The organism is Bradyrhizobium sp. AUGA SZCCT0176 (assembly GCF_018130145.1).
Lineage (GTDB): Bacteria > Pseudomonadota > Alphaproteobacteria > Rhizobiales > Xanthobacteraceae > Bradyrhizobium.
The window spans coordinates 463,237-489,025 of sequence record NZ_JAFCMB010000002.1 but is presented as its reverse complement, the minus strand read 5'-3'; the positions used below and the strand labels follow the sequence as shown (position 1 = coordinate 489,025).

The 25,789-nt window shown below is 62.9% G+C and carries 22 protein-coding genes; 11 read left to right on the top strand and 11 right to left on the bottom strand.

Annotation, left to right across the window (positions count from 1 at the left end; all coding sequences use genetic code 11):
- Nucleotides 1–162: 162 nt before the first annotated feature.
- Nucleotides 163–1,008, bottom strand: coding sequence for a dienelactone hydrolase family protein (locus tag JQ600_RS07330; protein WP_212390121.1), 846 nt, complete (start codon nucleotides 1,006–1,008; stop codon nucleotides 163–165).
- Between the two features lie 135 nt (nucleotides 1,009–1,143).
- Nucleotides 1,144–1,773: a pyridoxamine 5'-phosphate oxidase family protein gene (locus JQ600_RS07325; RefSeq protein ID WP_212390122.1), complete on the bottom strand. Its 630-nt coding sequence runs from the start codon at nucleotides 1,771–1,773 to the stop codon at nucleotides 1,144–1,146.
- A gap of 126 nt (nucleotides 1,774–1,899) precedes the next feature.
- Between JQ600_RS07325 and JQ600_RS07320 the strand changes: the two genes are divergently transcribed.
- Nucleotides 1,900–2,793, top strand: a complete 894-nt coding sequence (locus JQ600_RS07320; protein WP_212269753.1) for a LysR family transcriptional regulator — start codon at nucleotides 1,900–1,902, stop codon at nucleotides 2,791–2,793.
- 144 nt (nucleotides 2,794–2,937) lie between these two features.
- On the opposite strand, the gene JQ600_RS07315 is transcribed toward JQ600_RS07320, so the two are convergent.
- Together JQ600_RS07315 and pobA are read right to left on the bottom strand one after the other, a co-directional pair.
- Nucleotides 2,938–3,363, bottom strand: a complete 426-nt coding sequence (locus tag JQ600_RS07315) for a PaaI family thioesterase (RefSeq protein ID WP_212269754.1) — start codon at nucleotides 3,361–3,363, stop codon at nucleotides 2,938–2,940.
- 335 nt (nucleotides 3,364–3,698) lie between these two features.
- Entirely contained in the window at nucleotides 3,699–4,868 is a 1,170-nt protein-coding gene (gene pobA / locus JQ600_RS07310; RefSeq protein ID WP_212269755.1) for a 4-hydroxybenzoate 3-monooxygenase, read from the bottom strand.
- A gap of 268 nt (nucleotides 4,869–5,136) precedes the next feature.
- Between pobA and JQ600_RS07305 the strand changes: the two genes are divergently transcribed.
- The 9 genes from JQ600_RS07305 to JQ600_RS07265 all read left to right on the top strand — a co-directional run bounded on the left by JQ600_RS07305 (nucleotide 5,137) and on the right by JQ600_RS07265 (nucleotide 14,768).
- On the top strand, nucleotides 5,137–6,153 hold the full coding sequence (locus JQ600_RS07305) for a TRAP transporter substrate-binding protein (protein ID WP_212390123.1): 1,017 nt from the start codon (nucleotides 5,137–5,139) through the stop codon (nucleotides 6,151–6,153).
- Between the two features lie 156 nt (nucleotides 6,154–6,309).
- On the top strand, nucleotides 6,310–6,819 hold the full coding sequence (locus JQ600_RS07300) for a TRAP transporter small permease (RefSeq protein ID WP_192737094.1): 510 nt from the start codon (nucleotides 6,310–6,312) through the stop codon (nucleotides 6,817–6,819).
- Between the two features lie 6 nt (nucleotides 6,820–6,825).
- Nucleotides 6,826–8,142: a TRAP transporter large permease gene (locus JQ600_RS07295; RefSeq protein ID WP_211999387.1), complete on the top strand. Its 1,317-nt coding sequence runs from the start codon at nucleotides 6,826–6,828 to the stop codon at nucleotides 8,140–8,142.
- A 4-nt stretch (nucleotides 8,143–8,146) separates the two neighbouring features.
- Entirely contained in the window at nucleotides 8,147–8,608 is a 462-nt protein-coding gene (locus JQ600_RS07290; protein ID WP_212390124.1) for a DUF3237 domain-containing protein, read from the top strand.
- Nucleotides 8,609–9,444: 836 nt separating this feature from the next.
- Nucleotides 9,445–10,245 (top strand): crotonase/enoyl-CoA hydratase family protein, encoded by an 801-nt coding sequence (locus JQ600_RS07285; RefSeq protein ID WP_192737098.1) that lies wholly within the window; start codon nucleotides 9,445–9,447, stop codon nucleotides 10,243–10,245.
- A gap of 1 nt (nucleotide 10,246) precedes the next feature.
- Complete coding sequence (locus tag JQ600_RS07280; protein WP_212390125.1) at nucleotides 10,247–12,142, top strand: feruloyl-CoA synthase; 1,896 nt, start codon at nucleotides 10,247–10,249, stop codon at nucleotides 12,140–12,142.
- Nucleotides 12,143–12,188: 46 nt separating this feature from the next.
- Complete coding sequence (locus tag JQ600_RS07275; protein ID WP_212206156.1) at nucleotides 12,189–12,950, top strand: SDR family NAD(P)-dependent oxidoreductase; 762 nt, start codon at nucleotides 12,189–12,191, stop codon at nucleotides 12,948–12,950.
- A 132-nt stretch (nucleotides 12,951–13,082) separates the two neighbouring features.
- A complete protein-coding gene (locus JQ600_RS07270; RefSeq protein WP_212264977.1) occupies nucleotides 13,083–13,502 on the top strand; it encodes a thioesterase family protein in 420 nt (139 codons plus the stop codon).
- A gap of 114 nt (nucleotides 13,503–13,616) precedes the next feature.
- A complete protein-coding gene (locus JQ600_RS07265) occupies nucleotides 13,617–14,768 on the top strand; it encodes an ABC transporter substrate-binding protein (protein WP_212264978.1) in 1,152 nt (383 codons plus the stop codon).
- Nucleotides 14,769–14,887: 119 nt separating this feature from the next.
- On the opposite strand, the gene JQ600_RS07260 is transcribed toward JQ600_RS07265, so the two are convergent.
- Genes JQ600_RS07260 through JQ600_RS07250 form a run of 3 tightly spaced genes read right to left on the bottom strand, consistent with a single transcriptional unit; the run spans nucleotide 14,888 to nucleotide 18,431 of the window.
- The gene (locus JQ600_RS07260) at nucleotides 14,888–15,619 is read right to left on the bottom strand and encodes an ABC transporter ATP-binding protein (protein ID WP_212390126.1); all 732 of its coding nucleotides are present in this window, start codon (nucleotides 15,617–15,619) and stop codon (nucleotides 14,888–14,890) included.
- Nucleotides 15,616–17,385, bottom strand: a complete 1,770-nt coding sequence (locus JQ600_RS07255) for an ABC transporter permease subunit (protein ID WP_212390127.1) — start codon at nucleotides 17,383–17,385, stop codon at nucleotides 15,616–15,618. The genes JQ600_RS07260 and JQ600_RS07255 overlap by 4 nt, the downstream gene beginning before the upstream one ends.
- Before the next feature lie 5 nt (nucleotides 17,386–17,390).
- Nucleotides 17,391–18,431 carry a branched-chain amino acid ABC transporter permease gene (locus JQ600_RS07250; RefSeq protein WP_212390128.1) on the bottom strand — a complete coding sequence of 347 codons (1,041 nt, stop codon included), beginning with the start codon at nucleotides 18,429–18,431 and terminating at the stop codon, nucleotides 17,391–17,393.
- 175 nt (nucleotides 18,432–18,606) lie between these two features.
- Between JQ600_RS07250 and JQ600_RS07245 the strand changes: the two genes are divergently transcribed.
- Entirely contained in the window at nucleotides 18,607–19,125 is a 519-nt protein-coding gene (locus JQ600_RS07245; protein ID WP_212264982.1) for a MarR family winged helix-turn-helix transcriptional regulator, read from the top strand.
- 121 nt (nucleotides 19,126–19,246) lie between these two features.
- Here the strand turns inward: JQ600_RS07245 and JQ600_RS07240 are convergent, their stop codons facing one another.
- From JQ600_RS07240 to JQ600_RS07225, 4 genes are all read right to left on the bottom strand, one after another.
- Nucleotides 19,247–21,343 carry an EAL domain-containing protein gene (locus JQ600_RS07240; RefSeq protein ID WP_249135730.1) on the bottom strand — a complete coding sequence of 699 codons (2,097 nt, stop codon included), beginning with the start codon at nucleotides 21,341–21,343 and terminating at the stop codon, nucleotides 19,247–19,249.
- A gap of 229 nt (nucleotides 21,344–21,572) precedes the next feature.
- Nucleotides 21,573–22,856 carry a glycerate kinase gene (locus JQ600_RS07235; protein WP_212489760.1) on the bottom strand — a complete coding sequence of 428 codons (1,284 nt, stop codon included), beginning with the start codon at nucleotides 22,854–22,856 and terminating at the stop codon, nucleotides 21,573–21,575.
- 223 nt (nucleotides 22,857–23,079) lie between these two features.
- Nucleotides 23,080–24,309: an ABC transporter substrate-binding protein gene (locus tag JQ600_RS07230; RefSeq protein WP_212264985.1), complete on the bottom strand. Its 1,230-nt coding sequence runs from the start codon at nucleotides 24,307–24,309 to the stop codon at nucleotides 23,080–23,082.
- Between the two features lie 183 nt (nucleotides 24,310–24,492).
- Nucleotides 24,493–25,722: an ABC transporter substrate-binding protein gene (locus JQ600_RS07225; protein ID WP_212264986.1), complete on the bottom strand. Its 1,230-nt coding sequence runs from the start codon at nucleotides 25,720–25,722 to the stop codon at nucleotides 24,493–24,495.
- Between the last annotated feature and the right edge of the window lie 67 nt (nucleotides 25,723–25,789).

Sequence of the window (25,789 nt, the reverse complement as noted above, 5' to 3'; positions counted from 1 at the left end):
GGTCTATTGATCGGCTGACGCGTAAGAACTCGCCCGTAGACGAAACGGGCGAGTTTTTCATTGTGGGTCCAGCCGAACTTGCTCTGACGTGGGCCCGTTAGCGCAACCATACGCGCATGGATGCCAGCTGGACGAGCCTCCGTTGCCGCTATCGGCATGCCCTCAGTTGAGATGGCGATCGAGAAACCGGTGCAGGCGCTGACTTGCATTGCCCGCTGCCTCGCCGTCGTATTCCAGCCAGTGACCAAACAGGGTCGTGCCGGGCTTCAGGTGCGGGTAATAGAATCCATGGTACGCGCCGGGATAGACAACGAGCTCGACTGGCGGCCCGTCGTTGCCCCAGCTGGCGATCTTACCGGAGCAGTCTGCCGCCGGCGTCCAATCGTCGAGGGCCCCGGTGAAAATGAGCGTGGGTATCCCCGGACGCGCCATGGCCTGTTGACACGGAGGATAGAACGCCGCCGCCGCCCGGAACTGCAGAGTGCTTGGAGGGCCGAACAGTTCGAACGAATTGGGCTCCGCCACAGAGAGGGCAACCCGAGCGCCTGCCGAGAAGCCGACCGCAGCCACACGGCGCGGATCGACGAAGGTTTGCCCAGCCAGGAAGACGAGCGCCCCGTAAGCATCCGGCCTGCGCCTGACGAAGGTGGCAAACGCGCTTGATGTGCAGGCGTGATCGGTACCAAGTCGCGTTGCGTAGCTGTCGACGAGCAGGACGACATAGCCCCGGGCGACAAGTTCATCGGTCAATTTTTGCTTTGTCGTGTCGTGCATCCCGGCACAGCCGTGCAGTCCGACGACCGCGGGAAAAGGCCCTGCGCCATCGGGCTTGGCCAGATCGCCCTGGATGCGCTCGCCCGGAATGAGCGTGCCTGAAACGAGCCGCTGAGAGGCGCTTTCAAACTCTACGCGCTCCAGCGGTGTCGCCCATGCGTCAGCCATCAGCGCACCTACGCCGCTCCAGAGCATCAGCAATGCCGCGGCTCGGGAAGTGACTGTTCCAGGCAATGGCGTCTCCCCTTGAATGTTCGCCTGGTCGTCCAGCGGGTGCGAAGGTTTCCGGTTTCCAGGTCCGGGCCGCTTCAGCCTGATACTACCGCGCCTGGCGGCCAAACGGACATGATCGATTTATGAGTGCACCGCTCAGGTCCTCGATGCAGGCTGGCCCTTCAATGCGGCCAGTTCCGCTTCAAGTTCGGCGATGCGGGCGTCGCGAGAGGCCAAGGCCGTCGCAACGTCGCCCGCGTCGAATTTTTGCGGGATGTGCTGCGGACAATTGGTGTCCCACGCCGAAATCCGGAACAGGATGACTTGTTCGGGCCGCGCCTTATAGCCCTTCGGCATCAACGCCTGCGTCAGTGCCGGGTCGTCATCGACCACGCGCGCCTCGCCCCAGATCTTGACGCGCCTCCGGTGCGCATAGTCCATCACGAAGATATGCGCTTGCGGGTTCTCCGAGAGATTGCCTTGCGTGATGTATTGCCGGTTGCCGCTGTAATCGGCGAACGCGATCGTGTTCTTGTCGATGATTTTGACAAAGCCCTTCGGGCCGCCGCGATGCTGGATGTAGGGGTGGCCGGCGCCCGAGGCGGTGGCGAAATAGAAACTGTTGGTTTCGCCCAGGAAGCCCGCGAGGTTTTCATCGATCTCGGTGCGCCAGCCGCCGTTCTGTTCGACGCGGGCATAGGCGTCGCGCGATCCCTTGCGCGACTGCACCGCCTTCACCGCCGGGGTGAAGGCAACGTCGCTGGAATAGGTGTGAACGTCTGACATTGGAGTTGCTCCTGCCAAGTTCGATGGCGCCGGTGCGCCTCTGCTGGTCAATAAGATGCTATCTCCCGAATTTAAAACAATCATCCCGATTGACACGACACTATTGCAATATATGAAATAATTGGCATGGACCGTATCGAAGCCATGCAGGCCTTTGTCACCGTCGCCGATTTGCAGGGCTTTGCCCCTGCCGCGCGCAAGCTAGGGCTGTCGCCATCAGGCGTGACGCGGCTGATCGCGGCGCTGGAGGACCGTCTCGGCGCCCGGCTGCTGCAGCGGACCACCCGATCCCTGACGCTCACGGATACCGGCGCCCGTTACCTCGAGCGCGCCCGCCAGATCCTCAGTGATGTCGAGGAAGCCGAAAGCGCCGCCGAGGGCGAGCGCACCAGGCCGGGCGGCCGGCTGGCGGTATCCGCCCCGAACGGCTTTGGCCGGCTTCACGTCAGCCCTGTGATGACGGCCTATCTGAAACGCTATCCCGACGTCTCGGCGGATCTCAGGCTATCGGACCGCATGATCAATCTGGTGGAAGAGGGCGTCGACCTCGCGGTGCGGATCGGCCATTTGCCGGACTCGACGCTGGTCGCGCGCCATGTCGGCGAGATGCGGCGGATCGTGGTGGCCTCGAAGGATTATCTCAAGCGGCGCGGGGAGCCCAAAACGCCGGAGGCGATCGCTACGCACGATACCATCCATTTCGGCGCCATGACCGCCGCACCGGACTGGCGCTTTGCCGCCGAAGGCCGTGAGATCCGCGTCTCGAGCACGCCGCGGTTTACCTCCAACAGCGCCGACGCCGCGATCCAGTATGCGGAAGCGGGCGGGGGCCTGACCCGGGTGCTGGCCTATCAGGCCGCCGATTCACTGAAGGCGGGAAGGCTCCGAATCGTGCTGGCGGAATTCGAGCAGCCGGCGCTGCCGATCCACATCGTCTATCCGACCTCGCGGCTGCTGTCGGCCAAGGTGCGGACATTCATTGATCTCGTGACCGAGACTGCGGATTGGCATTTTGGCTAGACAGAAATCTCGTGCCCCGGACGCAGCGCAGCGCAGCGCGCTTGCGGTGCGCTGCAGAGCCGGGGCCCATCTCTCCGCGTGGGTCCCGGTTCTGCGGAGCGGCGTAAAGAACGCCGCACCGCGCCCGGGACACGAGGTAAGCCCCTACGCATCAACTTTCTTCGGCACCACGCGGAACGTCGCATTGGCCCGCGCGATCACGACGTCGTCGGCTTTGATCAGGCTCTGCGCAAAGCAAATCGTGCGGCCGGTCTTGATCACCTCGGTCTCGATCGCAAGCCATTGCCCGACCTCCGCGGTGCCGACGAAGTCAACCGCGAGCCCGATCGTCACGAATGACGTCGTCCAGTTCGTCGCCTGCGCGCAGCTATAGCCCATCGCGTTGTCGGAGAGGGCCGCGATCAGCCCGCCATGAATCAGGCCGCGGCCGTTGGTGTGCGGTTTTGCAAGTCGCAGCCCGATGACCACGGCCTTGTCGGTCCGCTTGGCATAAAGCGGCTCCCATGGCTCGGTGAGTGGGCTCTTGCGGGTGTGAAGCTCAAAACCATCGGGGATTTCGGTCGCGGTCATGTGTGGCTCACGTGCTGACGATGTCTCTCGTCATTGAACGCAACGCGCCTGCGAAGTCACCGCCTACAAAGTTTTAAACGGGATTTCGGCACCCGTTTGAAACGCCTGCGGCAGAGCCGTGATTGTGTCGTAAGCGCAGGCAGAGTCACCCGAGCCAGCAACAAACTCAGCCTCATCCCCGCGCAACGGCTTCGCCGTTGTCGCTGGAGGAGCCGCGAAGCGGCGTCTCGAAGGATGGGCCGCGGGCCTCATGGTTCGCTCGGCGATGCGGAGCATCGTCCGGAGACGCGCGAAGACGCGCTCCTCACCATGAGGGATAGCCACCACGCGAATGTCTACAACGGCAAACCCACATAATTCTCCGACAGCGACGCCGACGCGGCTTTTGAGCTGACCAGATATTCCAGCTCCGCGAGCTGAATCCGCGCGCCGAACTCGCCCTGATCCGGGAATTTGTGCAGCATCGACGTCATCCACCACGAGAACCGCACCGCCTTCCAGACTCGCGTCAGCGCCTTCGCCGAATAATTGTCGATCCCGGCACTGGATTTCTCGTCGTAATATTCGCGCAGCGCGCTCGAGAGGTAATGCACGTCGCTGGCCGCCAGATTCAATCCCTTGGCGCCGGTCGGCGGCACGATGTGCGAGGCGTCGCCGGCCAGGAACATTTTTCCGAACCGCATCGGCTCGGCGACGAAGCTGCGCAACGGCGCGATGCTCTTTTCGATCGACGGCCCGGTGACGAGTTCATCGACCGCCTTCTGGTCGAGCCTGCGCTTCAACTCGTCCCAGAACCGCTCGTCCGGCCACTGGTCGATATGGTCGTCGAGCGGGCATTGCACGTAATAGCGGCTGCGCTGGGTCGAGCGCATGGAGCACAGTGTAAAGCCCCGCGCATGGTTGGAATAGATCAATTCGTGGCTGACCGGCGGCGTTTCGGAAAGAATCCCGAGCCAGCCGAACGGGTAGATCCGCTCAAAGGTCTGGATCGCCGAGGGTTTGACGCTGGCGCGGCTGACGCCGTGAAATCCGTCGCAGCCGGCGATGAAGTCGCAGTCGATTTCGTGGGCAACCCCGTCCTTGGTGTAGGTGACGCGCGGACGGTCGGTATCGAAATCATGCGGCTTGACCTCGCTGGCCTGATAGACCGTGGTGAGGCCGGCCGCCTTGCGTGCGTTCATCAGGTCGAGCGTCACCTCGGTCTGGCCGTAGATCGTCACCGCCTTGCCGGTGGCGGCATGCAAGTCGATGCGGTGCCGCACGCCGCCGAAGGCCAGTTCCACGCCATGGTGCACCAGGCCCTCGCGATGGACGCGCGTCCCGGCGCCGACCTCGTCGAGCAGCGCCACGGTGCCGGCTTCCAGCACGCCGGCACGAATGCGGCCGAGCACATATTCCGGGGTCTGGCGCTCGAGAATGACGTTATCGATGCCGTAGCGGTGAAGTAGTTGCCCAAGCAACAATCCAGCCGGCCCGGCACCTATGATTGCGACTTTAGTCCGCAATTGCTTGCTCCCATGGTCTGATACAGATTGGCACGCCGACGCTTGCGCGAGGTGTTGAAATGATAATTATATCATATAACAATTTTCGCAAAGAGCGTTGGCGCGAAAGATTGTCGTTTGTTGCGCTGCACCGCAAGGCCGTCCTGTCGGCGGACGCGTGGAAGCGCCGCACCGAACTCGGCTTGAAAAGCCGCACCAACTATATAACATGTTAAATAACGAGACCGGGCGCCAAGCCCGCCTTCATGCGCAAAGGGAGAGAATGTCGATGAGAAAAGCGTTTTTGGCGCTGCTGCTTGCTGCCAGTGTAACGCCTGCGATGGCGCAGGAAAAAAACTTCGAGTTGAAATTGTCGCATTGGGTGCCGGCGTCGCACCCGCTGCAGAAGGCGCTGGAAGACTGGGGCTCCGCGGTCGAAAAGGAATCCGGCGGCACCATCAAATACAAGGTGTTCCCGGCCCAGCAGCTCGGCAAGGCGTTCGACCATTACGACATGGCGCGCGACGGCATCGCCGACGTCACCTACATCAATCCGGGTTACCAGCCTGGCCGCTTCCCGATCATCGGCGCCGGCGAACTGCCGTTCCTGATGTCGGACGCCAAGGGCGGCTCGATGGCGCTCGACGCCTGGTACCGCAAATATGCCGAGAAGGAGATGAAGGACGTCAAGTTCTGCCTCGGCTTCATTCACTCACCCTCCACGTTCCATTCGCGCACCAAGAAGATCGTGGTGCCCGACGACATCAAGGGCATGAAGATCCGTCCCGCCCACGCCACCATGGCGAATTACGTGACCCTGCTCGGCGGCACCAACGTGCAGTCGTCGGCGCCTGAGGTCCGCGACATTATCGAGCGCGGCGTCGCCGACGCCGTCACCTTCCCGTGGGGATCGGTGCTGCTGTTCGGCATCGACAAGGTGACGAAGTATCACATCGAGGCGCCGATCTATGTCACGACCTTTGCCTTCGTGATGAACAAGGACAAGTACAACCAGATGTCCGATCGCCAGAAGAAGGCGATCGACAACAACTGCAACACCGAGGCCGCCGGCCGCGTCGGCGAACCCTGGGGCATCTACGAGAACTCCGGTGTCGCAAAGATCAAGGCGCTGCCCGACCACGAAGTCTACAAACTATCGCCGGAGCAGACCGCGCTGTGGAAGAAGGCGTCCGAGCCGCTGGTCAAGACCTGGGCGGACAATGTCAAGAAAGCCGGCGGCGACCCGGATGCGGCGATGACCGAGCTTCGCGCCGAACTGACAAAACAAAACGCTTTGGCGCAGTAAGGAGCGCTCGCTGCGCCCCCTCTCCCGCTCTTGCGGGGGAGGGTCGGGGTGGGGGCTCTCTCCACACCGACGGTCCGACTCGTGGCGATACCCCCACCCCAACCCTCCCCCGCAAGCGGGAGAGGGAGCGATAGAGATAGGCAAGGACCTCCCCACATGAATCGCGCTTCGATGGATCGTTTCATCGATACGATCGAATGGATCGCGGCGGCATTTGTCGGCATCGTCGCCGCCAACATTTTCCTGGCCGTGCTGCTGCGTAACATCTTCAACTATTCGATCCCGGATTCCTTCGACATCGGCCGCATGATGCTCGGCATCCTGATCTTCTGGGGCATCGCGGCGACCAGCTATCGCGGCGGGCACATCACGGTCGATCTGGTCTGGGCCAATGTCGGTCCGAAGTACCAGCGGATGATCGACGTGTTCGCGACGCTGGTGCTGCTGTTCGTGGTGGCGGTGCAGACCTGGACGCTGTTCGACAAGGTGCAGGGCACCTACAACGACAACGTCCTGACCTTCGACATGCGGATGCCGACCTGGCCGTTCTTCGCGATCGCGTGGGCCGGCGACGCCTCGGCGGTGCTGCTGATCGCGATCCGCACCTACCGCCTGATCTTCCATCCGGAAGACATCCATGATGCCAAAGAAACCACGGTAGAGTAGGGCATCATGAGCACCGACGCCGTCGCCATTCTCGGATTTGTCGCGCTGTTCGCGCTGATGCTGCTGCGCGTGCCGGTGGGCATGGCGATGGGCCTCGTCGGCGTCACCGGCTTTGGATATCTCGTCGGCTTTACCCCGGCGCTGAAAATGGTCGGCCAGACCTCGATGCGCACGGTGACCGACTATACGTTCGGCGTCATTCCGATGTTCCTGCTGATGGGCGCCTTCGTCAGCAACTCCGGAATGAGCCGCGAGCTGTTCCGCGCCGCCAACGGCTTTGTCGGCCATCTGCGCGGCGGCCTCGGCATCGCCACGGTCGCGGCCTGCGGCGGCTTTGCCGCAATCTGCGGCTCGTCGGTGGCGACGGCCGCGACATTCTCCGCCGTCGCCTATCCGGAAATGCGCCGCTTCGGCTATCCGCAATCCTTCGCCACCGGCGTGATCGCGGCCGGCGGCACGTTGGGCGCGATGCTGCCGCCGTCGACGGTACTGGCGGTCTACGGCATCATCACCGAGCAGGACATCGGCAAGCTGTTCATGGCCGGCATCATTCCCGGCCTGCTCGCGATGGCCATGTACATGATCACGATCTCGCTGATCGGCTGGTTCCGGCCGGATTTCCTGCCGAAGGGACCGCAAACCACCTGGCGCGAGCGCTTCGCCGGCCTGAAAGACATCTGGGCGCCGGTCTTGTTGTTCGTCTTCGTGATCGGCGGACTTTACGGCCTGCCGTTCCTGCCGCGCTTTACGCCGACGGAAGCCGGCGGCGTCGGCGCCACCGGCGCGTTCCTGATCGGCGTGCTTACCGGACGGCTCAACAAGGAAAAAATCCTGAACTCGCTGCTGCAGGCGACCCGCACCGCCGCGGCCGTCTTCACCGTGCTGATCGGCGCCCTGATCTTCGGCTATTTCCTCACGGTGACGCAGACCCCGCAAAAGGTCACCGAACTGCTCACCGGCCTCGGGCTCGGCCCCTACGGCATCCTCGCGCTGATCATGGTGATGTATCTGGTGCTGGGCTGCCTGATGGACGCGATGGCCATGATCATCCTGACGGTGCCGATCATCTTCCCCGTCATCATGCATCTCGGTTTTGATCCGATCTGGTTCGGCGTCATCATCGTGATGACGGTGGAGCTGGGCCTGATCCATCCGCCGGTCGGCATGAACGTCTTTGTCATCAAGAGCGTGGTCAAGGACGTGTCGTTCACCACCATCTTCCGCGGGGTCATTCCGTTCGTCGTCACCGACCTGATCCGCCTGGTGATCCTGATTGCATTTCCGATCCTGGCGCTCTGGCTGCCACAACGCATGATGGGGTAACTTCATGACGCCTCAGCTTGAGACAAAGTATGTCTTCACGCTCACCGTCCGCATCGGCGAGGTGACATCGGCCGGCGAGACCGGCCACGGCGTGCGCCGGATCATCCCGATCCTGGGCGGCGAAGTGCGCGGCGAAGGCATCAACGGCAAGGTCTGCCCGTTCGGCGCCGACTTCCAGATCATCCGCCCCAACGAACTGATCGAGCTGGAAGCCAAATACGCCTTCGAGACCGACGATGGTGCGACCGTCTATGTCGAGAACAAGGGTCTGCGTTTCGGCCCGCTCGATCTGCTGCAAAAACTCAAGCGCGGCGAGCCGGTCGATCCCAGGCTGATCTACTTCCGCACCGTGCCGAAATTCGAAACCGGCCACGAGAAATACCGCTGGCTGATGGAAAACCTCTTCATCGGCTCCGCCGCCCGCCACACCGACCGCGTCGTCATCGACGTGCATCAGGTGTTGTAGGGAACGGTTTTTTCCCGTCATTGCGAGCGCAGCGAAGCAATCCATCGCGCGTCCAGCCGAGGAATGGATTGCTTCGTCGCTTCGCTCCCTTGCGCAAACGCTTTGCGTTTGTCGCAGGCAATGACGGTTGCCTGCGACAAAACAACCCGACGGGCAAAATTCCGCTTCCCTCGTCGGGCAAATCAGCGGTTTGAATCGTCGCGTCCCGCCCGACAAGAGGGGCGTGCGCACGTCACGAACGCGCGGCGGGATGCGGTGGACGCTTGTTCACGTCTGACGACGGCGTGGATTAAGCGTACGGCAAAACCGTGTGGTCCTGGCGCCCGTTGCCGGCGTCAAGCTGTCGGAGAAGCGTGAGCGGAAACGATAGCGACGGAGTCAACCCAGAACTCGTCTCCGGGGAGATCACGGCATAAGCCGTAAAGCCATTGCGCAGGGAAGGCCGGGTGTTCTCCGCTGCCCTGTATGCTCGTGTGCACTTTGTTTTGTGTAAACCGCACACGGGACCGCGGGTGCAGCGCGCACCCGGTCTTCCCTGCGCCCTCTTGATGAGAGGGCACGGAAGTTTCTGGCAAAGCTCGGGTGCAATGCGCCGCGAGAAGGTAAAAGTGCGTTCAGTGCACGGTGCAGCTACAAACACCGCTGTCGTCCCGGCCTTGCGCCGGGACCCATACGCCGCGGCCCATCCGTTAGAGCGCTGGCGTTAGAGACCTTCTACTACCATGAGCGCCGCGGCGTATGGGTCCCGGCCTTCGCCGGGACGACAATAGTTAGAGGATTGACTCCCTCGCCAATAGTTATAAAATATAACTATTCTGGACGGGAAACAATAATCCATGGGAAACGCCGCCTCCGCAACCGCTGACCAGGCTGGATTGCTGACCATCGAGAAGTCAGGCGCGGTGCTGACCGTGGGGCTCAACCGCCCCGCCAAGCGCAATGCGCTGAACGATGGCATCATCCTCGCGATCCAGGATTGCTTCGCCAATCTTCCCGAAGGGACCGGCGCCGTGGTCATCCATGGCATCGGCGACCATTTCTCCTCCGGCCTCGATCTGTCCGAACTGACCGAGCACGATGCCACCGAGGGCCTGCGGCACTCGCAGATGTGGCATCGGGTGTTCGACCGCATTCAATACAGCCCCGTGCCTGTCATTGCGGCGCTCAAGGGCGCGGTGATCGGCGGCGGGCTGGAGCTTGCCTGCGCCGCGCATATCCGCGTCGCCGAGCCATCAGCCTATTTCGCGCTGCCCGAGGGCCAGCGCGGCATCTTCGTCGGCGGCGGCGGCTCGGTGCGGCTGCCGCGGCTGATCGGGGTGGCGCGGATGACCGACATGATGCTGACCGGGCGGGTCTATTCCGCGACCGAAGGCGCTGCCTATGGCTTCTCGCAATATCTCACCGAAGCCGGCGGCGCGCTGCCCAAGGCGCTGGAACTGGCCGAACGCGTCGCGGCCAATGCGCCGCTGACCAATTTTGCGGTGCTGCAGGCGCTGCCGATGATCGCGGAAGCCAATCCGCAGGCCGGCCTCCTGATGGAGTCGCTGATGGCCACGGTGGCGCAAAGCGACAAGGAAGCAAAACGCCGGATCCGTGAATTTCTCGATCGCAAGACCGCCAAAGTGAAACCGACCTGACATGAGCGCCAAGCCCAGCATGTCCCCAATTGAAAGCGCCACGCGCAGCGGCAGCGCCCATCCGCTCCGCGCGATCTCGTTCGGCAATCCCGACGTCACGGTCGAGCGCCGCGATGACGGCACCATCTATCTCAGGCCGAAGCTCAAATTGCGCGACTATCCCGTCCGCATCACCGATCGCCTGCATCATTGGGCCCGGGAAGCCCCCGAGCGCGTCTTCATGGCGGAGCGCGATGCGACGACCGGCGGCTGGCGAAAAATCACCTACGCGCAACTGCTGACCTCGACGCGGCGCATCGCCTCGGCGCTGCTGGCGCGCGGGCTTTCGGCGGAAAAGCCGATCGTGATCCTGTCAGGCAATTCGGTCGACCATGCGCTGCTGGCGTTCGGCGCGCTCTATGCCGGCATTCCCTTTTGCCCGGTGTCGCCGGCCTATTCACTGGTGTCGCGCGATTACGGCAAGCTGGCCTTCCTGATGAAGCTGTTGACGCCCGGCCTCGTCTTCGCCGACGACGCCACGAAATTCGCCGATGCGCTTGCCACCAACGTCTCATTGGGGACGGAGATCGCGGCAACGCGCGGCGAGGTGCCCGGCCGCGACGTGACGCTGCTGTCGGACCTGCTGGCGACGCCGGAGCATTGGCGCCTCGACGCGGCCCACGATGCCATTGGCCCGGACACAATTGCAAAGTTCCTGCTGACGTCAGGCTCCACCGGTAATCCCAAGGCCGTCATCAACACCCAGCGGATGATCTGCGCCAACCAGGTGATGCTGCGGGAAACGCTGGCGTTCCTGATGGACGAGCCGCCGGTGATCATCGACTGGCTGCCGTGGAATCACACGTTCGGCGGCAACCACAATATCGGGCTGACGCTGTTCAACGGCGGCTCGATGTATCTCGACGAGGGCAAGCCGATGCCCGGCGGCATCGAGGAGACTGTGCGTAATCTCCGGGAGATTTCGCCGACGGTCTATTTCAACGTCCCCAAAGGCTATGAATCGCTGCTGCCTTATCTGCGCGAGGATGCCGCGCTGCGCGCAAAATTCTTCGGACGGCTGCATGCGATGTTCTTCTCCGGTGCTGCGCTGTCGCCGTTCATCTGGAACAGCCTCGACGAGCTCGCGGTGCAGGAGACCGGTTTTCGCATACCGATGCTGACCGGCCTCGGCGCCACGGAAACTTCGCCGTTCTTCATGTCGGTACGTCCCGACACCAGCCGCTCCGGTCATGTCGGCCTTCCCGTGCTCGGCAATGACGCAAAATTGCTGCCCAACAATGGCAAGCTGGAAGTCCGCGCCAAGGGTCCGAACGTCACGCCGGGGTACTGGCGTCAGCCCGAACTGACCGCCGCGGCATTCGACGAGGAAGGTTTTTACAAGTTCGGCGACGCGCTCAAGCCGGTCGATCCCGACAATTTCGACGCCGGCTTCGACTTCGATGGCCGCATCGCCGAGGATTTCAAGCTCGCCAGCGGCACCTGGGTCAGCGTCGGTCCCTTGAGGGCGCGGTTCGTTGCGGCATGCGCGCCTTTGGTGCGCGACGTCGTGATTGCCGGCATCAACCGCGACGAATTATCGGCGCTGGTCATGCTCGATCTCGACGGCTGCCGTCTGATCAACCCGAAACTCCCGGCGAACGACCTCGCGGCAGCGGCGTCCGATCCGCTGATCCGCGCGGCGTTCCGCGAGCGGTTCCAGAAGCTGCTGGCCGATGCCACGGGCTCGTCGACCCGGATCACGCGCGCGGTGCTGTTCGATGCGCCGCTGTCGATCGATCGCGGCGAAGTCACCGACAAGGGCTCCATCAACCAGCGCGCGGTGATCGAGCATCGCAGCGCGCTGATCGAGCAGATCTATTCACCGGCGCCGCCGGCGCAGGTCATCACGCTGAAATGAACTCCAGAAACCCAACTTCGAGAAGATTCTACCAGGGAGAAACACAATGCAGTTGAAGGACCAGGCCGCCATCGTCACCGGTGGCGCATCCGGATTGGGCGCCGCCACCGCGCGCCGGCTTGCCGCGCAGGGCGCCAAGGTCGCGGTGTGCGACCTCAACGCCAAGCTCGCTGAAACCGTCGCCGCCGAAATCGGCGGCGTCGCCGTTGTCTGCGACGTCTCGGACGCCGCCTCGGCAGAAGCGGCGGTCGCCGCCGCCGCGAAGGCACATGGCCCGGCTCGCGTGCTGGTCAATTGCGCCGGCATCGGCGTCGCCAAGCGCGTGATCGGCAAGGAAGGCCCGATGGCGCTCACCGATTTCGACCGCGTGATCAAGGTCAATCTGATCGGCTCGTTCAACATGCTGCGGCTCGCGACAGCAGGCATGTCGAAGCTGGAGCCGCTTGAGTCAGGCGAACGCGGCGTCGTGATCTCGACCGCCTCGGTCGCGGCCTATGACGGCCAGATCGGGCAATCAGCCTACTCGGCTTCCAAGGGCGGCATTGTCGCGATGACGCTGCCGATCGCGCGCGAGCTGGCGCAGTTCGGCATTCGCGTGCTGACCATCGCGCCCGGCCTGTTCCTCACGCCCCTGCTGGCCAATTTGCCGCAGGAGGCGCAGGACTCGCTCGCCGCCTCGATCCCGTTCCCGCGCCGGCTCGGGCAGGCCGACGAGTTTGCTTCGCTGGCGCTGCATATGATCGACAATCCATATCTCAACGGCGAAGTGGTGCGGCTCGATGCCGCGCTCCGCATGGCCCCGCGCTAAGTATGGTCCGTTTACTTCTCCCTCGCCCCGCACTTGCGGGGAGAGGGTCGGGGTGAGGGGCTCTATCCGCTAACCCCGGTGTCAATTGCTGGACCTGTACAATTCAACGTCATGAGGCTCTAGGGATATCCAATGTTCGTTAACCGGCGCGACGTGCAGATCCAGTGGGGCGATTGCGACCCCGCCAACATCGTCTACTACCCGCGCTACTTCGCGATGTTCGACGATTCGACCTCGATCATGTTCGAAGCGGCCGGCTTTTCGAAACAGGACATCATCCACAAATACGGCCTCGTCGGCATTCCCATGGTCGATACGCGGGCGAAATTCCACATCCCCTCGACCCATGGCGACTGGATCAGAATCGAAAGCCGGATCGAGAGCTTCAAGCGCTCCAGCTTCGAGGTGGTCCACAACGTGTTCAAGGGTGAAGCGCTGGCGATCGAGGCGTTCGAGACCCGCGTGCTGGTCGGCAAGCATCCGGACGATCCCGCGCGGCTGAAATCGGCTCCGATGCCGCCCGAGATCATCGAGCGGTTCATGCGGGGCTGAGGCATAAATGGCTGACTTGTTAGCTGACTTGGCGCGTTGCATGACCTAAAGAAGGGGCTGAATTGGCGACCAATTTTTGATCTAAAATTAAAACAATATCCAAGGGAGGAATGAATGAAGAAGTTTTATCTGTCCGCTGCCGTGATTGCGGCGTCGCTGGCGCTGCCGGCCGTGCCCGCGTTGGCGCAAGCCAATGAAATCGTCATCGGCATCACCATCGTCACCACCGGCCCGGCCGCGGCCCTTGGCATTCCCGAGCGCAATGCGCTGGAATTCGTGCCGAAGGAAATCGGCGGCGTGCCGCTGAAACTGATCGTGCTCGACGACGGCGGCGATCCGACCGCCGCCACCACCAACGCGCGGCGCTTCGTCACCGAATCCAAGGCCGACATCATCATGGGTTCGTCGACCACGCCGCCGACGATTGCCGTCTCCACCGTCGCCAACGAAGCCGGCATTCCGCATTTCGCGCTGGCGCCGCTGCCGATCAACGAGGCGCGCATGAAATGGTCGGTCGCGATGCCGCAGCCGATCCCGATCATGGGCAAGGTGCTGTACGAGCACATGAAGGCCCACGGCATCAAGACCGTCGGTTACATCGGTTACTCGGATTCCTACGGCGACCTCTGGTTCAATGATTTCAAGGCCCAGGCCGTTCCGATGGGCATAGCCCTGGCGACTGAAGAGCGTTATGCCCGTACCGATACGTCGGTCACCGGCCAGGTGCTGAAGCTGCTCGCCGCCAATCCCGATGCGGTCCTCGTCGGCGGCTCCGGCACCGCCGCGGCCTTGCCGCAGGCCGCGCTGCGTGAGCGTGGCTACAAGGGCCTGATCTATCAGACCCACGGCGCCGCCAGCATGGACTTCATCCGTATTGCGGGTGCGGCGGCGGAAGGCGTGATCATGTCTTCCGGTCCGGTGATGTCGCCGGAAACCCAGCCCGACAGCGCACTGACCAAGAAGCCGGGTCTCGCGCTCAACGCCGCCTATGAAGCCAAGTACGGCGCCAACAGCCGCAGCCAGTTCGCCGGCCATTCCTACGACGCCTTTGAAGTCCTCAAGCGCGTCATTCCGCCGGCCCTGAAGGCCGGCAAGCCCGGCACGCCGGAATTCCGTGAAGGCATCCGTCAGGCCCTGCTGACCGAACGCGACATCGCCGCCAGCCAGGGCGTCTACAACTTCACCGAAAAAGACCGCTACGGCCTGGACGACCGCTCCCGCATCATCCTGACCGTGAACAACGGAAAGTACGTTCCGGCGAAGTGAGTCTCAACTCGATCCGTCATGGCCGGGCTTGTCCCGGCCATCCACGTCTTGGTCGCAAAAGATAGACGTGGATGCCCGGGTCAAGCCCGGGCATGACGTCGTTGGGTTCAGTGCTAGCGCTAAATCGCGCTCTCGCCCTCGTGCGTGAAGCCGAGATAGCTTGCGGCGACGCGCGCGTTGGTGGCAATGTCGCTGGCCGGGCCGCTCAGGACGAATTCGCCGAGCTCCATCACATAGGCGCGGTCGGCGATCTTCAATGCTGCCTGCGCGTTCTGCTCGACCAGCAGCACCGAGACGCCGGCGGCGCGGAGTTCGCCGATGGTACGGAAGATGTCGGCGACGATGATCGGGGCGAGGCCGAGGCTCGGCTCGTCCAGCATCAACAGTTTCGGGGCGCCCATCAACGCGCGGCCCATCGCCAGCATCTGCTGCTCGCCGCCGGAGAGCGTGCCGGCCAGTTGCTTGCGCCGCTCCTTCAGCCGCGGAAACAGCGTGTAGACCCGCTCGAACGATCTCGCCGCAATCGCCTTCGGAATCCGGAACGCGCCGAGCTGCAGATTGTCCTCGACGTTCATCGTGCCGAACAATTCGCGGTGCTCGGGCACGAGGCTCAGTCCAACCGCGACGCGGTCCTCGATGTCGAGGGAAGCCATATCAGCGCCGGCGAAAGCCGCCGATCCCGTGAGCGGCAGGATGCCCATGATGGCGTTCAGCAGCGTCGTCTTGCCGGCGCCGTTGGCGCCGATGATGGTGACGATCTCGTTGTCGGCGACTTCGAGCGATACCGAGCGCACCGCCTCGACCTTGCCATAGGCGACATGCGCATCGCTCACCTTCAACAGCGCGCTCATGTGGTGGCTCCGAGATAGGCCTTGATCACGTCGGGGTTGGTCTTGATATCAGCCGGCGTGCCCTCGGCGATCTTGGTGCCGAAGTCGAGCACCACGATCCGGTCGGCCAGATCCATCACAAAACCCATGTCGTGCTCGACCAGAAGCACCGACATGCCGCCGTCACGCAACTGGCGCAGCAATGCGGCGAGCCGCTGCTTCTCCATGTGGCGGAGGCCCGCGGCGGGCTCGTCGAGCAGCAGCAGCAGCGGATCGACGCACAGCGCGCGCGCGATTTCGACGATGCGCTGCTGGCCGAGCGACAGGCTTCCCGCCAGCTGGTCGATCTGGTCGCCGAGGCCGACGCGCTCGATCTGGCGCGCGGCTTCCGCCAGCAATCGGGCTTCATCTGATCGGTCGAGCCGGAACATGCTGGAGATCGCGCCGGCATGGCCGCGCAGATGCGCGCCGATCGCGACGTTCTCGAGCACGGTCATGTCGGGCACCAGCTTGACGTGCTGGAAGGTTCTGCTGACGCCGAGCTTGACGACTTCCTGCGGCGGCGCGTTGTCGACCTTGGTGCCGAGCACCGAGATCGCGCCGCCGGTCGACGTCAAAACCCCCGTGATCAGGTTGAAGGTCGTGCTCTTGCCGGCGCCGTTGGGGCCGATCAGGGCAACGATCTCACGCGCCCCGACGTCGAAGCTGACGTCGTTGACGGCGATGACGCCGCCGAATTGCTTGCGCGCCTTGTCGATATGCAGCAGCACCGAAGGTGTCGACGGCGCCCGCACCCGCGCAGGCAGCTCGAGCGAGGTGTCAGGGATCTTGCGGGCCGGCTTGAATGGCAACCTCGACATCAACCAGGGCCACACCCCGGTGGGCGCCAGCTGCAGCAGCACGACCAGCAGGATGCCGAACACGATGGTCTCAAGCTGGCTCTGGCCGCCGAAAATATACGGCAGGTAGCTCTGCAGGATCTCCTTGAGGATCACCACGATGCCGGCGCCGAGCACAGCGCCCCAGACATAGCCGGCGCCACCGACGACGGCGATGAACAGATATTCGATGCCGGCCTGTGCGCCGAACGGCGTCGGGTTGGCGGCGCGCTGGAAGTGCGCATAGAGCCAGCCGGAAAGCCCGGCCAGCACCGCCGCGTAGATGAACACCAGCAGCTTGGCGCGCGGCGTCTGTACGCCGAACGCTTCGCCGGCGATATGCCCGCGCCGCAGCGCGCGGATGGCGCGGCCGGTGCGTGAATCCAGCAGGTTCATGGTCAGCAAGGCCGAGATCAGCACCGCGAACCAGATTGCGAAATAGATCGTGCCGGGATCGAGCATCCGGAAACCGCCGATGCTCAGCGGCGGAATGCCGGAAATGCCGTCATTGCGGCCGAGGAATTCGAGCTTGCTGAACAGATAAAACAGCCCGATGCCCCAGGCGATGGTGCCGAGCGGCAGATAATGGCCGGACAGCCGCACCGTGACGATACCGAGCAGGACCGCCGCGATGCCGCTGACCAGCAGCGAGAGCGGCAGCGTCAGCCATGGCGACACGCCGTAGGCGGTGGTCAGCACGGCGGTGGTGTAGGCGCCGAAGCCGCAAAACGCCGCCTGGCCGAACGAGGTGAGGCCGCCGACGCCGGTCAGCAGCACGAGCCCCATCGCAACCAGTGCGGCAAGGCCGATATTGTCCAGCAGCACGATCCAGAACGGCGGTATGCCCGGGATGAACGGGATCACCGCCATGACGATCGCGAAGATGATGAGGGGAAGCCGTTGCGTCATCGCCGTCAGTCCTTCTCTTCCTCGACCGCAGGGGCTGCGAGCGAACGCAGCACCAGCACGGGAAGGATCAGCGTGAAGACGATGACCTCCTTGAAGTTACTGGCGTAGAACGAGGAGAAGGCCTCGACGCTGCCGACCACCAGGGCGGCGACCGCCGTCAGCGGATAGCTCACCAGCCCGCCGATGATGGCGGCGATGAAGCCCTTCAGGCCGATCAGGAAGCCGGTGTCGTAATAGAGCGTCGTGATCGGCACGATCAGGATTCCCGAAATCGCGCCGATCACGGAGGCGAGCAGGAAGGCGATCTGTCCCGACAGCGTGGTCCTGATGCCGACGAGGCGGGCGCCGAGGCGATTGACGGCGGTGGCGCGCAGCGCCTTGCCCATCAGCGTGAAGCCGAAGAACAGCCACAGCGCGATGATGAAGGCGATGGTCAGGCCGTAGACGGCGATGCTCTGGCCGGTGAAGCGCAGCGGTCCCACCGTGAACGCCGCATTCGACAGCGCAGGTCCGCGCAGGCCTTCGGCGCCGAAGAACACGAGGCCAAGGCCCTGCAGCGCGAGGTGGCAGCCGACCGAAGCGATCAGCAGCACCAGCACCGAGGTGTGCGCGAGCGGCTGAAAGGCGATGCGATAAAGAAACAGCCCGATCGCCGCGACGATCAGCAGCGACAACGCGATATTGATAGCAATCGGTGTTTTGGGACCGGCCAGGGCGTAGGTCAGCGCCAGGATCGCCACCGGCAGCACGATGTTGAGCAGCACCGAGCGCACCACCAGCTTGAAGCGGAGCGAGCGCCGTGCCGCATACAGATCGAGGCCGAAGGCGACGACGCCCATCGCGACCGCCAGCCGCGCCGTGCCCGGCACCTGACCGGTCGCCAGCATGGCGTAGCTCAGCGCACCGAAGGTGACGAACTCGCCCTGCGGGATCAGGATCACGCGCGTGACGGCAAACACCAGCACCAGCGCAAGCCCGAGCAACGCATAGATCGCGCCATTGGTGATGCCGTCCTGCAGCAGGAACAGCATGATCGTCGTGTTCAAGACTGGCGCTCCCCCTCACGCGTCGCGCCGGTCTCGACCCTTAAGGGCTAGCCGGCGGTCCGATATCGGCAGTTGAAAGAAGCCGACATTTGATATAGTCTATAACAATTATCAAACATAACCTCAAGGCCCGGACCACTGCGGACCTTTTTATCGGGATTGCGAGCCCCCTGCGATGACAGTTTCCAAGGCGGCCACTGACGCCGTCAAGCCTTCCCGCGCCCACGGCAAGGAAGCGGTCGACGGCGCTGCGGAGAATGCCGCCCTGCAAATGGGCGAATTGTCCGACCTGCTCGGCTATTCGCTGAAGCGCGCGCAGCTGAGGGTGTTCGAGGATTTCCTGCGCTGCGTCGCGCCGCTGCAGCTGACGCCGGCGCAATTTTCGGTGCTGCTGCTGCTCGACAAGAATCCCGGCCGCAACCAGACCGAGATCGCCAATACGCTCGGCATCCTCCGGCCGAATTTCGTGGCGATGCTCGACGCGCTGGAAAGCCGCGATCTCTGCACGCGGATGCGTTCGACCAACGACCGCCGTTCCCACATCCTGATGCTGACCGACAAGGGCCGCGCGGTGCTGGCGCGCGCCAAGAAGCTCGTCGCCACCAAGCATGAAGCCCGCCTCAACGAAGTGCTGGGGCCGGCCAATCGCGTCGCGCTGCTCGATATGCTGTCGAAGATCGCCGCGGAGTTTTAGCTACACTGTCATTCCGGGGCATCGCGCAGCGATGAACCCGGAATCTCGAGATTCCCCGATGTGCAATTGCACATCTGAGGTTCGCGCTTGCGCGCACCCCTGAATGACGGCGGTGGATCGATCAAGCCGCGACGATACGTCCAGCGATTGCCTTCGCCCCATTCCCGTTCAGGAACAGCCGCTCGATCTCACGGGCGGGAAGCGGCTTGCTGAACAGGAAGCCCTGCATCTCCGTGCATCCTTCGGACGCGATGCTGTCGAGCTGTTCCTTGGTCTCCACGCCTTCGGCGGTGGCCGTCATGCCCATGCCATTGGCGAGTGCTGCGACCGCCCGCACGATGTTGAGCGAGCCCGAATTCTCGGTGATGTCCTTGACGAAGGAGCGGTCGATCTTGATCTTGTCGAACGGAAAACTCTGCAAATAGGTCAGCGAGGAATAGCCGGTGCCGAAATCGTCCATCGCGATCCGGATGCCGAGTTCCCGCAACTGATGCAGCACCGCGAGTGTCGCTTCCTTGTTGTGCAGCAGCACGGTCTCGGTGATTTCGATCTCCAGCCGGGCGGGGTCCAGTCCCGAGGCGGTAAGCGCGCCTGTTATCACCTGCATCAGGCCGGGGTTGCGAAACTGCACCGCCGAAATGTTGACGGCGATGTGGAGGTTGCCGGGCCATTGCGCCGCGGTGGTGCAGGCCTGGCGGATCACCCATTCGCCCATCGGGACGATGAAGCCGATCTCTTCGGCCAGCGGAATGAACGCGGCCGGAGAAATCATGCCCTTGGTCGGATGATTCCAGCGGATCAGGGCCTCAAATCCGCTGATCTCGTTGCTCGCCAGATTGACGACGGGCTGATAGTGCAGTTCGAACTCGCCCGCCGGCAGCGCCTTGCGCAAATCCTGCTCCATGACGCGGCGCGTCTGCATCTGCAGATCCATCACCGGCTCAAAGAAGCGAAACGTGCCGCGCCCGTCGCCCTTGGCGCGGTACAGCGCGAGGTCTGCACTCCGCAACAGCTTGTCGGGGCTGTTGCCGTCGCCGGGTCCGACCGAGATGCCGATGCTGGCGCCGATCACGGCCTGGTGACCATCAAGGTCGTAGGGTTCGCTCAAAAGGCCGATGACGCGCTGCGCCAGCGACGTTGCGTCGGCCGGGTCCGCGATCGGGGCCTGCACGATGACGAACTCATCGCCACCCATTCGCGCAATGGTGTCGGTGTCGCGAACCAGTCCGCACAGGCGCTCGGCGACGATCTTCAGAAGCTTGTCGCCGGCGTGATGGCCAAACGTGTCGTTCACGGCCTTGAACTGATCAAGATCGAGGTGATGAACCGCGACCGTTTCCTCGCGGCCCATGGCGTGTTCGAGCCGTTCGTTGAGCAGCACCCGGTTGGCGAGTTCGGTGAGCGAATCATGGTGGGCCATGTATTCGATCTTGACCTCGGATTGCCGCTGCTCGGTGATGTCCTCGTGCGTGGCGACCCAGCCGCCGCCGGGCATCGGCCGATGGCGGATCTTGAAGGTGCGTCCGTTCTGCAGTTCGACGATGCTGTCTTTGGCGACGTTGGAAACCGCCACATTGGTACGCCAATGGAGATATTCATCCCGGGTCATCGCGGGGAAGCTGCCGGCTTCAAAGCGAAGGTCGACGATGTCCGTCAGCGGCGTGCCGGGTCCGACGCGGCCGAACGGGATGTCGTACATCTCGACGAAGCGGTCGTTGCACACGATCAGGCGGTGGTCGGCATCGAAGAAGCACAGCCCCTGCGACATGTTGTTGATCGCGGTGTCGAACTGGAAGTTTCGTATCCGCAGCGCCTCTTCCTGCTCCTTTCCCAGCTCGTACTGGGTCTTCAGGCGGGCATGGAGTTCTTCGCGCTCGGTGATGTCCTCGTGGGTCGACATCCCGCCGCCGCCGGGCATCGGGTAGACCGTGTAGGCGATGATCCGCCCGTCGGTGAACTCCTGAAACGTGGTGTCGAGCGCGATGTTCTGTCCGACGCGGGCGCGAACGTAATCATCCGGCGCCACCGCCACCTTCAGGCCGAGCTTCAGCCGGTGCCGGATCAGTTCGCTGGTCGGCGTGCCCGGCTTCACCTGTTCCGGCGAAAGCCCGTACATCTCCGCGTAACGTCTATTGCAGAAGACGACTTTCCGCTTCTCATCGAAGACGACAATTCCAAGCGACAGATGATTGATCGCCTCCTCGAGCCGCGCACTCAAGTGAGCGGGCTCGGGACGGATAGGTCCCGCAAAAGAATGCACCATTTCCCGTGTTCCCCTGCCGCGATTTGCGGCACCCCGGCAATAAGGAGGGTCCTATTAAGGACGAGGCTGGTGAATTGCAGCTTTGAGAGGCGGCAATTGTTCGTGCATTCCCGCGAACGTCCTCAACAAAACGTTAATGCCATCGGCCTGGGCGGATATCAAATCGAAGGACCACGGCCCAAATTCAATCGACCAGGATCACCCTGACGTCGTTGACATTGGTGAGCGTCGGACCGGTCAGCAGCAGATCGCCCGTTGCCACAAAGAAGGCGGTGGCGTCGTTGTTGTCCAGATAGGCCCTGGGATCGAGACCAAGCGATTTCATCTTCGCAAATGTGGTCTGGTCGATCACGGCCCCGGCGGGATCGCTCGCGCTGCCGGCGCCGCCATCGGCGCCGTCGGTATCGCCGGCCAGCGCGCAAATGTCCGGTATCTCTTTCAAGAGGTCCGCCAGCGCCAGCGCATATTCCTGGTTGGGGCCGCCGCGGCCATTGCCGCGCACGGTCACCGTGAGTTCGCCGCCCGACAGGATCGCGGTGCGCTTGCCTTCGCTGCGCGCTTTCAGCGCCAGTTGGACGTGAGCGGCAGCGACCTCGCGTGCCTCGCCTTCGAGGTCGGCGCCGAGACCGATGATGGCGTAGCCCGCATCCTGTGCGATCCTGATCGCCGCATCGAGCGAGGCCTTCGGCCGCGCGATCAGTTCGAACCGCGCGCGCGTGAACGCGGGATCGCCGGGCTTGCAGCTCTCGTTTTTCGGGTCGTCCAGCGCACGCCGAACCGCATCGTCGACGGCGAGATTGTACTTCGCGACCAGCGCGCGGGCGTCCGCCAGCGTGGTCGGATCCGGCACCGTCGGCCCGGACGCGATCGCGGACGGATCGTCGTGCGGCACGTCGGAGATCGCCAGCGTGACGATTTCGGCGGCGCGGTAGCCTGCGCGGGCCAGCCGGCCGCCCTTGATGCGCGACAAATGCTTGCGGACGATATTCATCTCGCCGATCGGCGCGCCGGAACGCAGCAGCGCGCGGTTCACCTGCTGCTTCTGCGCGAATGAAACGCCCTCGACCGGGGCGATCCAGTTCGCCGAGCCGCCGCCCGACAGCAGCACCAGCAACAGGTCGTCGGCGGTTGCCTCGGCCGCGAGACGCAGCGTGTCGTCGGCCGCTTTCAGCCCGGCTTCGTCGGGCACGGGATGGCCGGCTTCGACGACCCTGATCCGCCGCGTCGGCACGCCGTGGCCGTGCCGCGTGGTGGCAATGCCGGTGAGGCGCTCCGGGTCGAGCGCGAGCGTGTCGAGATAGTATCGCTCGGCGGACGCGGCCATGGCAGCGGCGCCCTTGCCGGCGGCGAGGCAAATCACGCGGCCCCTGGGTGCGGGAGGCAAATGCGCCGACAGCACCACATCGGGATGGGCGGCTGCGACGGCCGCATCGAAGATCGCACGCAGGAGGGGACGTCGGTCGGTCATCGGTTCACGGCAAGCCAGAGATCGCGAATGGAAGACCGGTTATCCATCCAATCGCCGCAAAAGAAAACCCCCGCGGGCGGGCCGCGGGGGCGCTTGAGGCCGCAATGGGCCGATCGGCATTTGGAATAACTAGAGCGTTTTCCAGCGAAGTGGCCACCGGTTCGCGTCAAGAAAACGCGTCAAACCAAGAATCTAGAGCCGTTCCGACTTAATCGGAACGGCGCTAGCCGCCGACGTCGCCGGAGAGGATTTCGCCGAAGCGTTCCCAGGTCTCGCCCTTGAACTTGATCAGTTGCACCTGCGAGATCGGCGCAAAGTCGGTGGGCGAGGTGTTGACCTTGATGCCCGGCAGCAAGCCTTCGAGTTCGAGGTTCTTGATGTTGGCCGCCTGCTTCATGACGTTCTCGCGCGTGAGATCGTCGCCGCAAGCCTTCAACACATGCACCAGACCCTGGGCGACGGTATAGCCGAAGATCACCGACGCATCGGCGCGGTTGGCCTCCGGATAATACTTGTCCAGGAACGCGTTCCAGGCCTTCATGCCGGGATCGTCCTTCCACTGCGCATCCGTCGGATCCTTCAGGTATTGCGACGAGATAATGTCCTGCGCGTTTTCCATGCCGGCCGGCTTGATGACGCTGCCGATCGAGGCCGAGACGTTGTTGAGGAAGTGCAGCGGCTTCCAGCCGATTTCGGCGTTCTTCTTGATCGCCTGCGCCGCGAATTTCGGCGTGGTGATGTTGATGAACACGTCGGCGCCGGTCGACTTCATCTTGACGATGTGGGAATCGATCGTCGGTTCGGAGACTTCATAGCTCTCCTCGATGACGATCATCGATGCGGCCTTGGCGCCGAGCCCGTCCTTGAATCCCTTCAGATAGTCCTTGCCGTAGTCGTCGTTCTGATACAGCACGGCGATCTTGGCGTTCGGCTTCTCCTTCAGGATGTATTTCGCGTAGATCTGCGTTTCGCTCTGATAGTTGGGCTGCCATCCCATGGTCCAGGGGAAGTTCTTTGGATCGTTCCACTTGGTGGCGCCGGTGGCGACGAACAGCTGCGGCACCTTCTTGCTGTTCAGATATTTCTGGATCGCCGAATTCGGCGGAGTACCGAGCGGATTGAATACCAGCAGCACTTCGTCGCTCTCGACCAGCTTGCGGGCCTGCTCGACGGTCTTCGGCGGTGAGTAGGTATCGTCATAGCTGATGAAGGTGATCTTGCGGCCGTTGATGCCGCCTTCGGCGTTGATCTTCTTGAAGTAGGCCTCTTCGGTCTTGCCGATCACGCCATAGGCGGATGCAGGGCCGCTATAGGGCATGATGTTGCCGATCTTGATTTCAGTATCGGTGGCACCGCTGTCGTATTTTTTTTGAGCGAGCGCGCCGTTGCTCGTGGCTGCGAACGCAATGAACGCGGCCGAGGCAATGGCGAGTCTGCTGGTAGCAATAGGCATTCCGGGTCTCCCTTTTTGAGATTGTCTTTTTGTGCAAGCGTCACGCTCTGTTGTTGATTGCAGTTCGCGCATGACGTGGAGGGATTGAATACGATTTAGCGGAAAGCATCAAGAAAAAGCCCCTGCGGCGATGCCGCAGGGGCTGCTCCTTTAGTAGTCAGGCGCTAGAGAACCGATCGCGGATTAGCCGCCGACGTCGCCGGTGAGAATTTCGCCGAACAGTTCCCAGCCCTCGCCCTTGAACTTCATGAGCTGCAACTGCGAGATCGGAGCAAAGTCGGTCGCCGAGGTATTGACCTTGACGCCGGGCAGCAAGCCGCCAAGCTCGAGGTCCTTGATGCTCGCGGCCTGCTTCATGATGTTTTCGCGCGTCAGGTTGTCACCGCAGGCTTTCAGCACGTGCACGAGGCCCTGGGCCACGGTGTAGGCGTACATGACCGACGCGTCGGCGCGGTTGGCTTCGGGGTAGTATTTGTCCAGGAACTCGTTCCAGGCCTTCATCCCCGCATCGTCCTTCCATTGCTTGTCGGTCGGATCCTTCAGGTAATTCGACGAAATGATGTCCTGCGCGTTTTCGAAGCCGGCAGGCTTGATGACGCTGCCGATCGAGGCCGACACGTTGTTGAGGAAGTGCAGCGGCTTCCAGCCGATCTCCATGTTCTTCTTGATCGCCTGCGCCGCGAATTTCGGCGTGGTGATGTTGATGAACACGTCGGCGCCGCTCGCCTTGAGCTTGACGATGTGGGAGTCGATGGTCGGCTGCGAAACTTCGAAGCTCTCCTCCATGACAATCATCGACGCCGCCTTGGCGCCAAGTCCGTCCTTCAGGCCCTTCAGGTAATCCTTGCCGTAATCGTCGTTCTGGTACAGCACGCCGATCTTGGCGTCCGGCTTGTGCTTCAGAATGTACTTTGCGTAGATGATGGTTTCGCTCTGGTAGTTGGGTTGCCAGCCAATGGTCCAGGGAAATTCCTTGGGGTCGTTCCATTTGGTCGCGCCGGTGGCGACGAACAGTTGCGGCACCTTCTTCTGGTTCATGTATTTCTGAATCGCCGAGTTCGGCGGCGTGCCGAGCGGATTGAAGACGAGCAAGACTTCGTCGCTCTCCACCAGCTTGCGCACCTGCTCGACCGTCTTCGGCGGACTGTAGGCGTCGTCGTAGGAGACGAAGTTGATCTTGCGGCCATTGATGCCGCCTTCCGCATTGATCTTCTTGAAGTAGGCCTCTTCGGTCTTGCCGATCACGCCGTAGGCGGATGCGGGTCCGCTGTAGGGCATGATGTTGCCGATCTTGATTTCGGTATCGGATGCGCCGGTGTCGTATTTCTTTTGGGCAAGCGCGCCGCTGCTGGTGGCGGCGAGCAATGCGAGAGCGGCCGAAAAGGCCCCCAATCGCAAGTTGATAGCAGGCATGTTTTTCTCTCCCTGGAGACCACGATGAATGTGTCGTTTCTTCTTGAAGTTGGAGCACTTTCCGGCT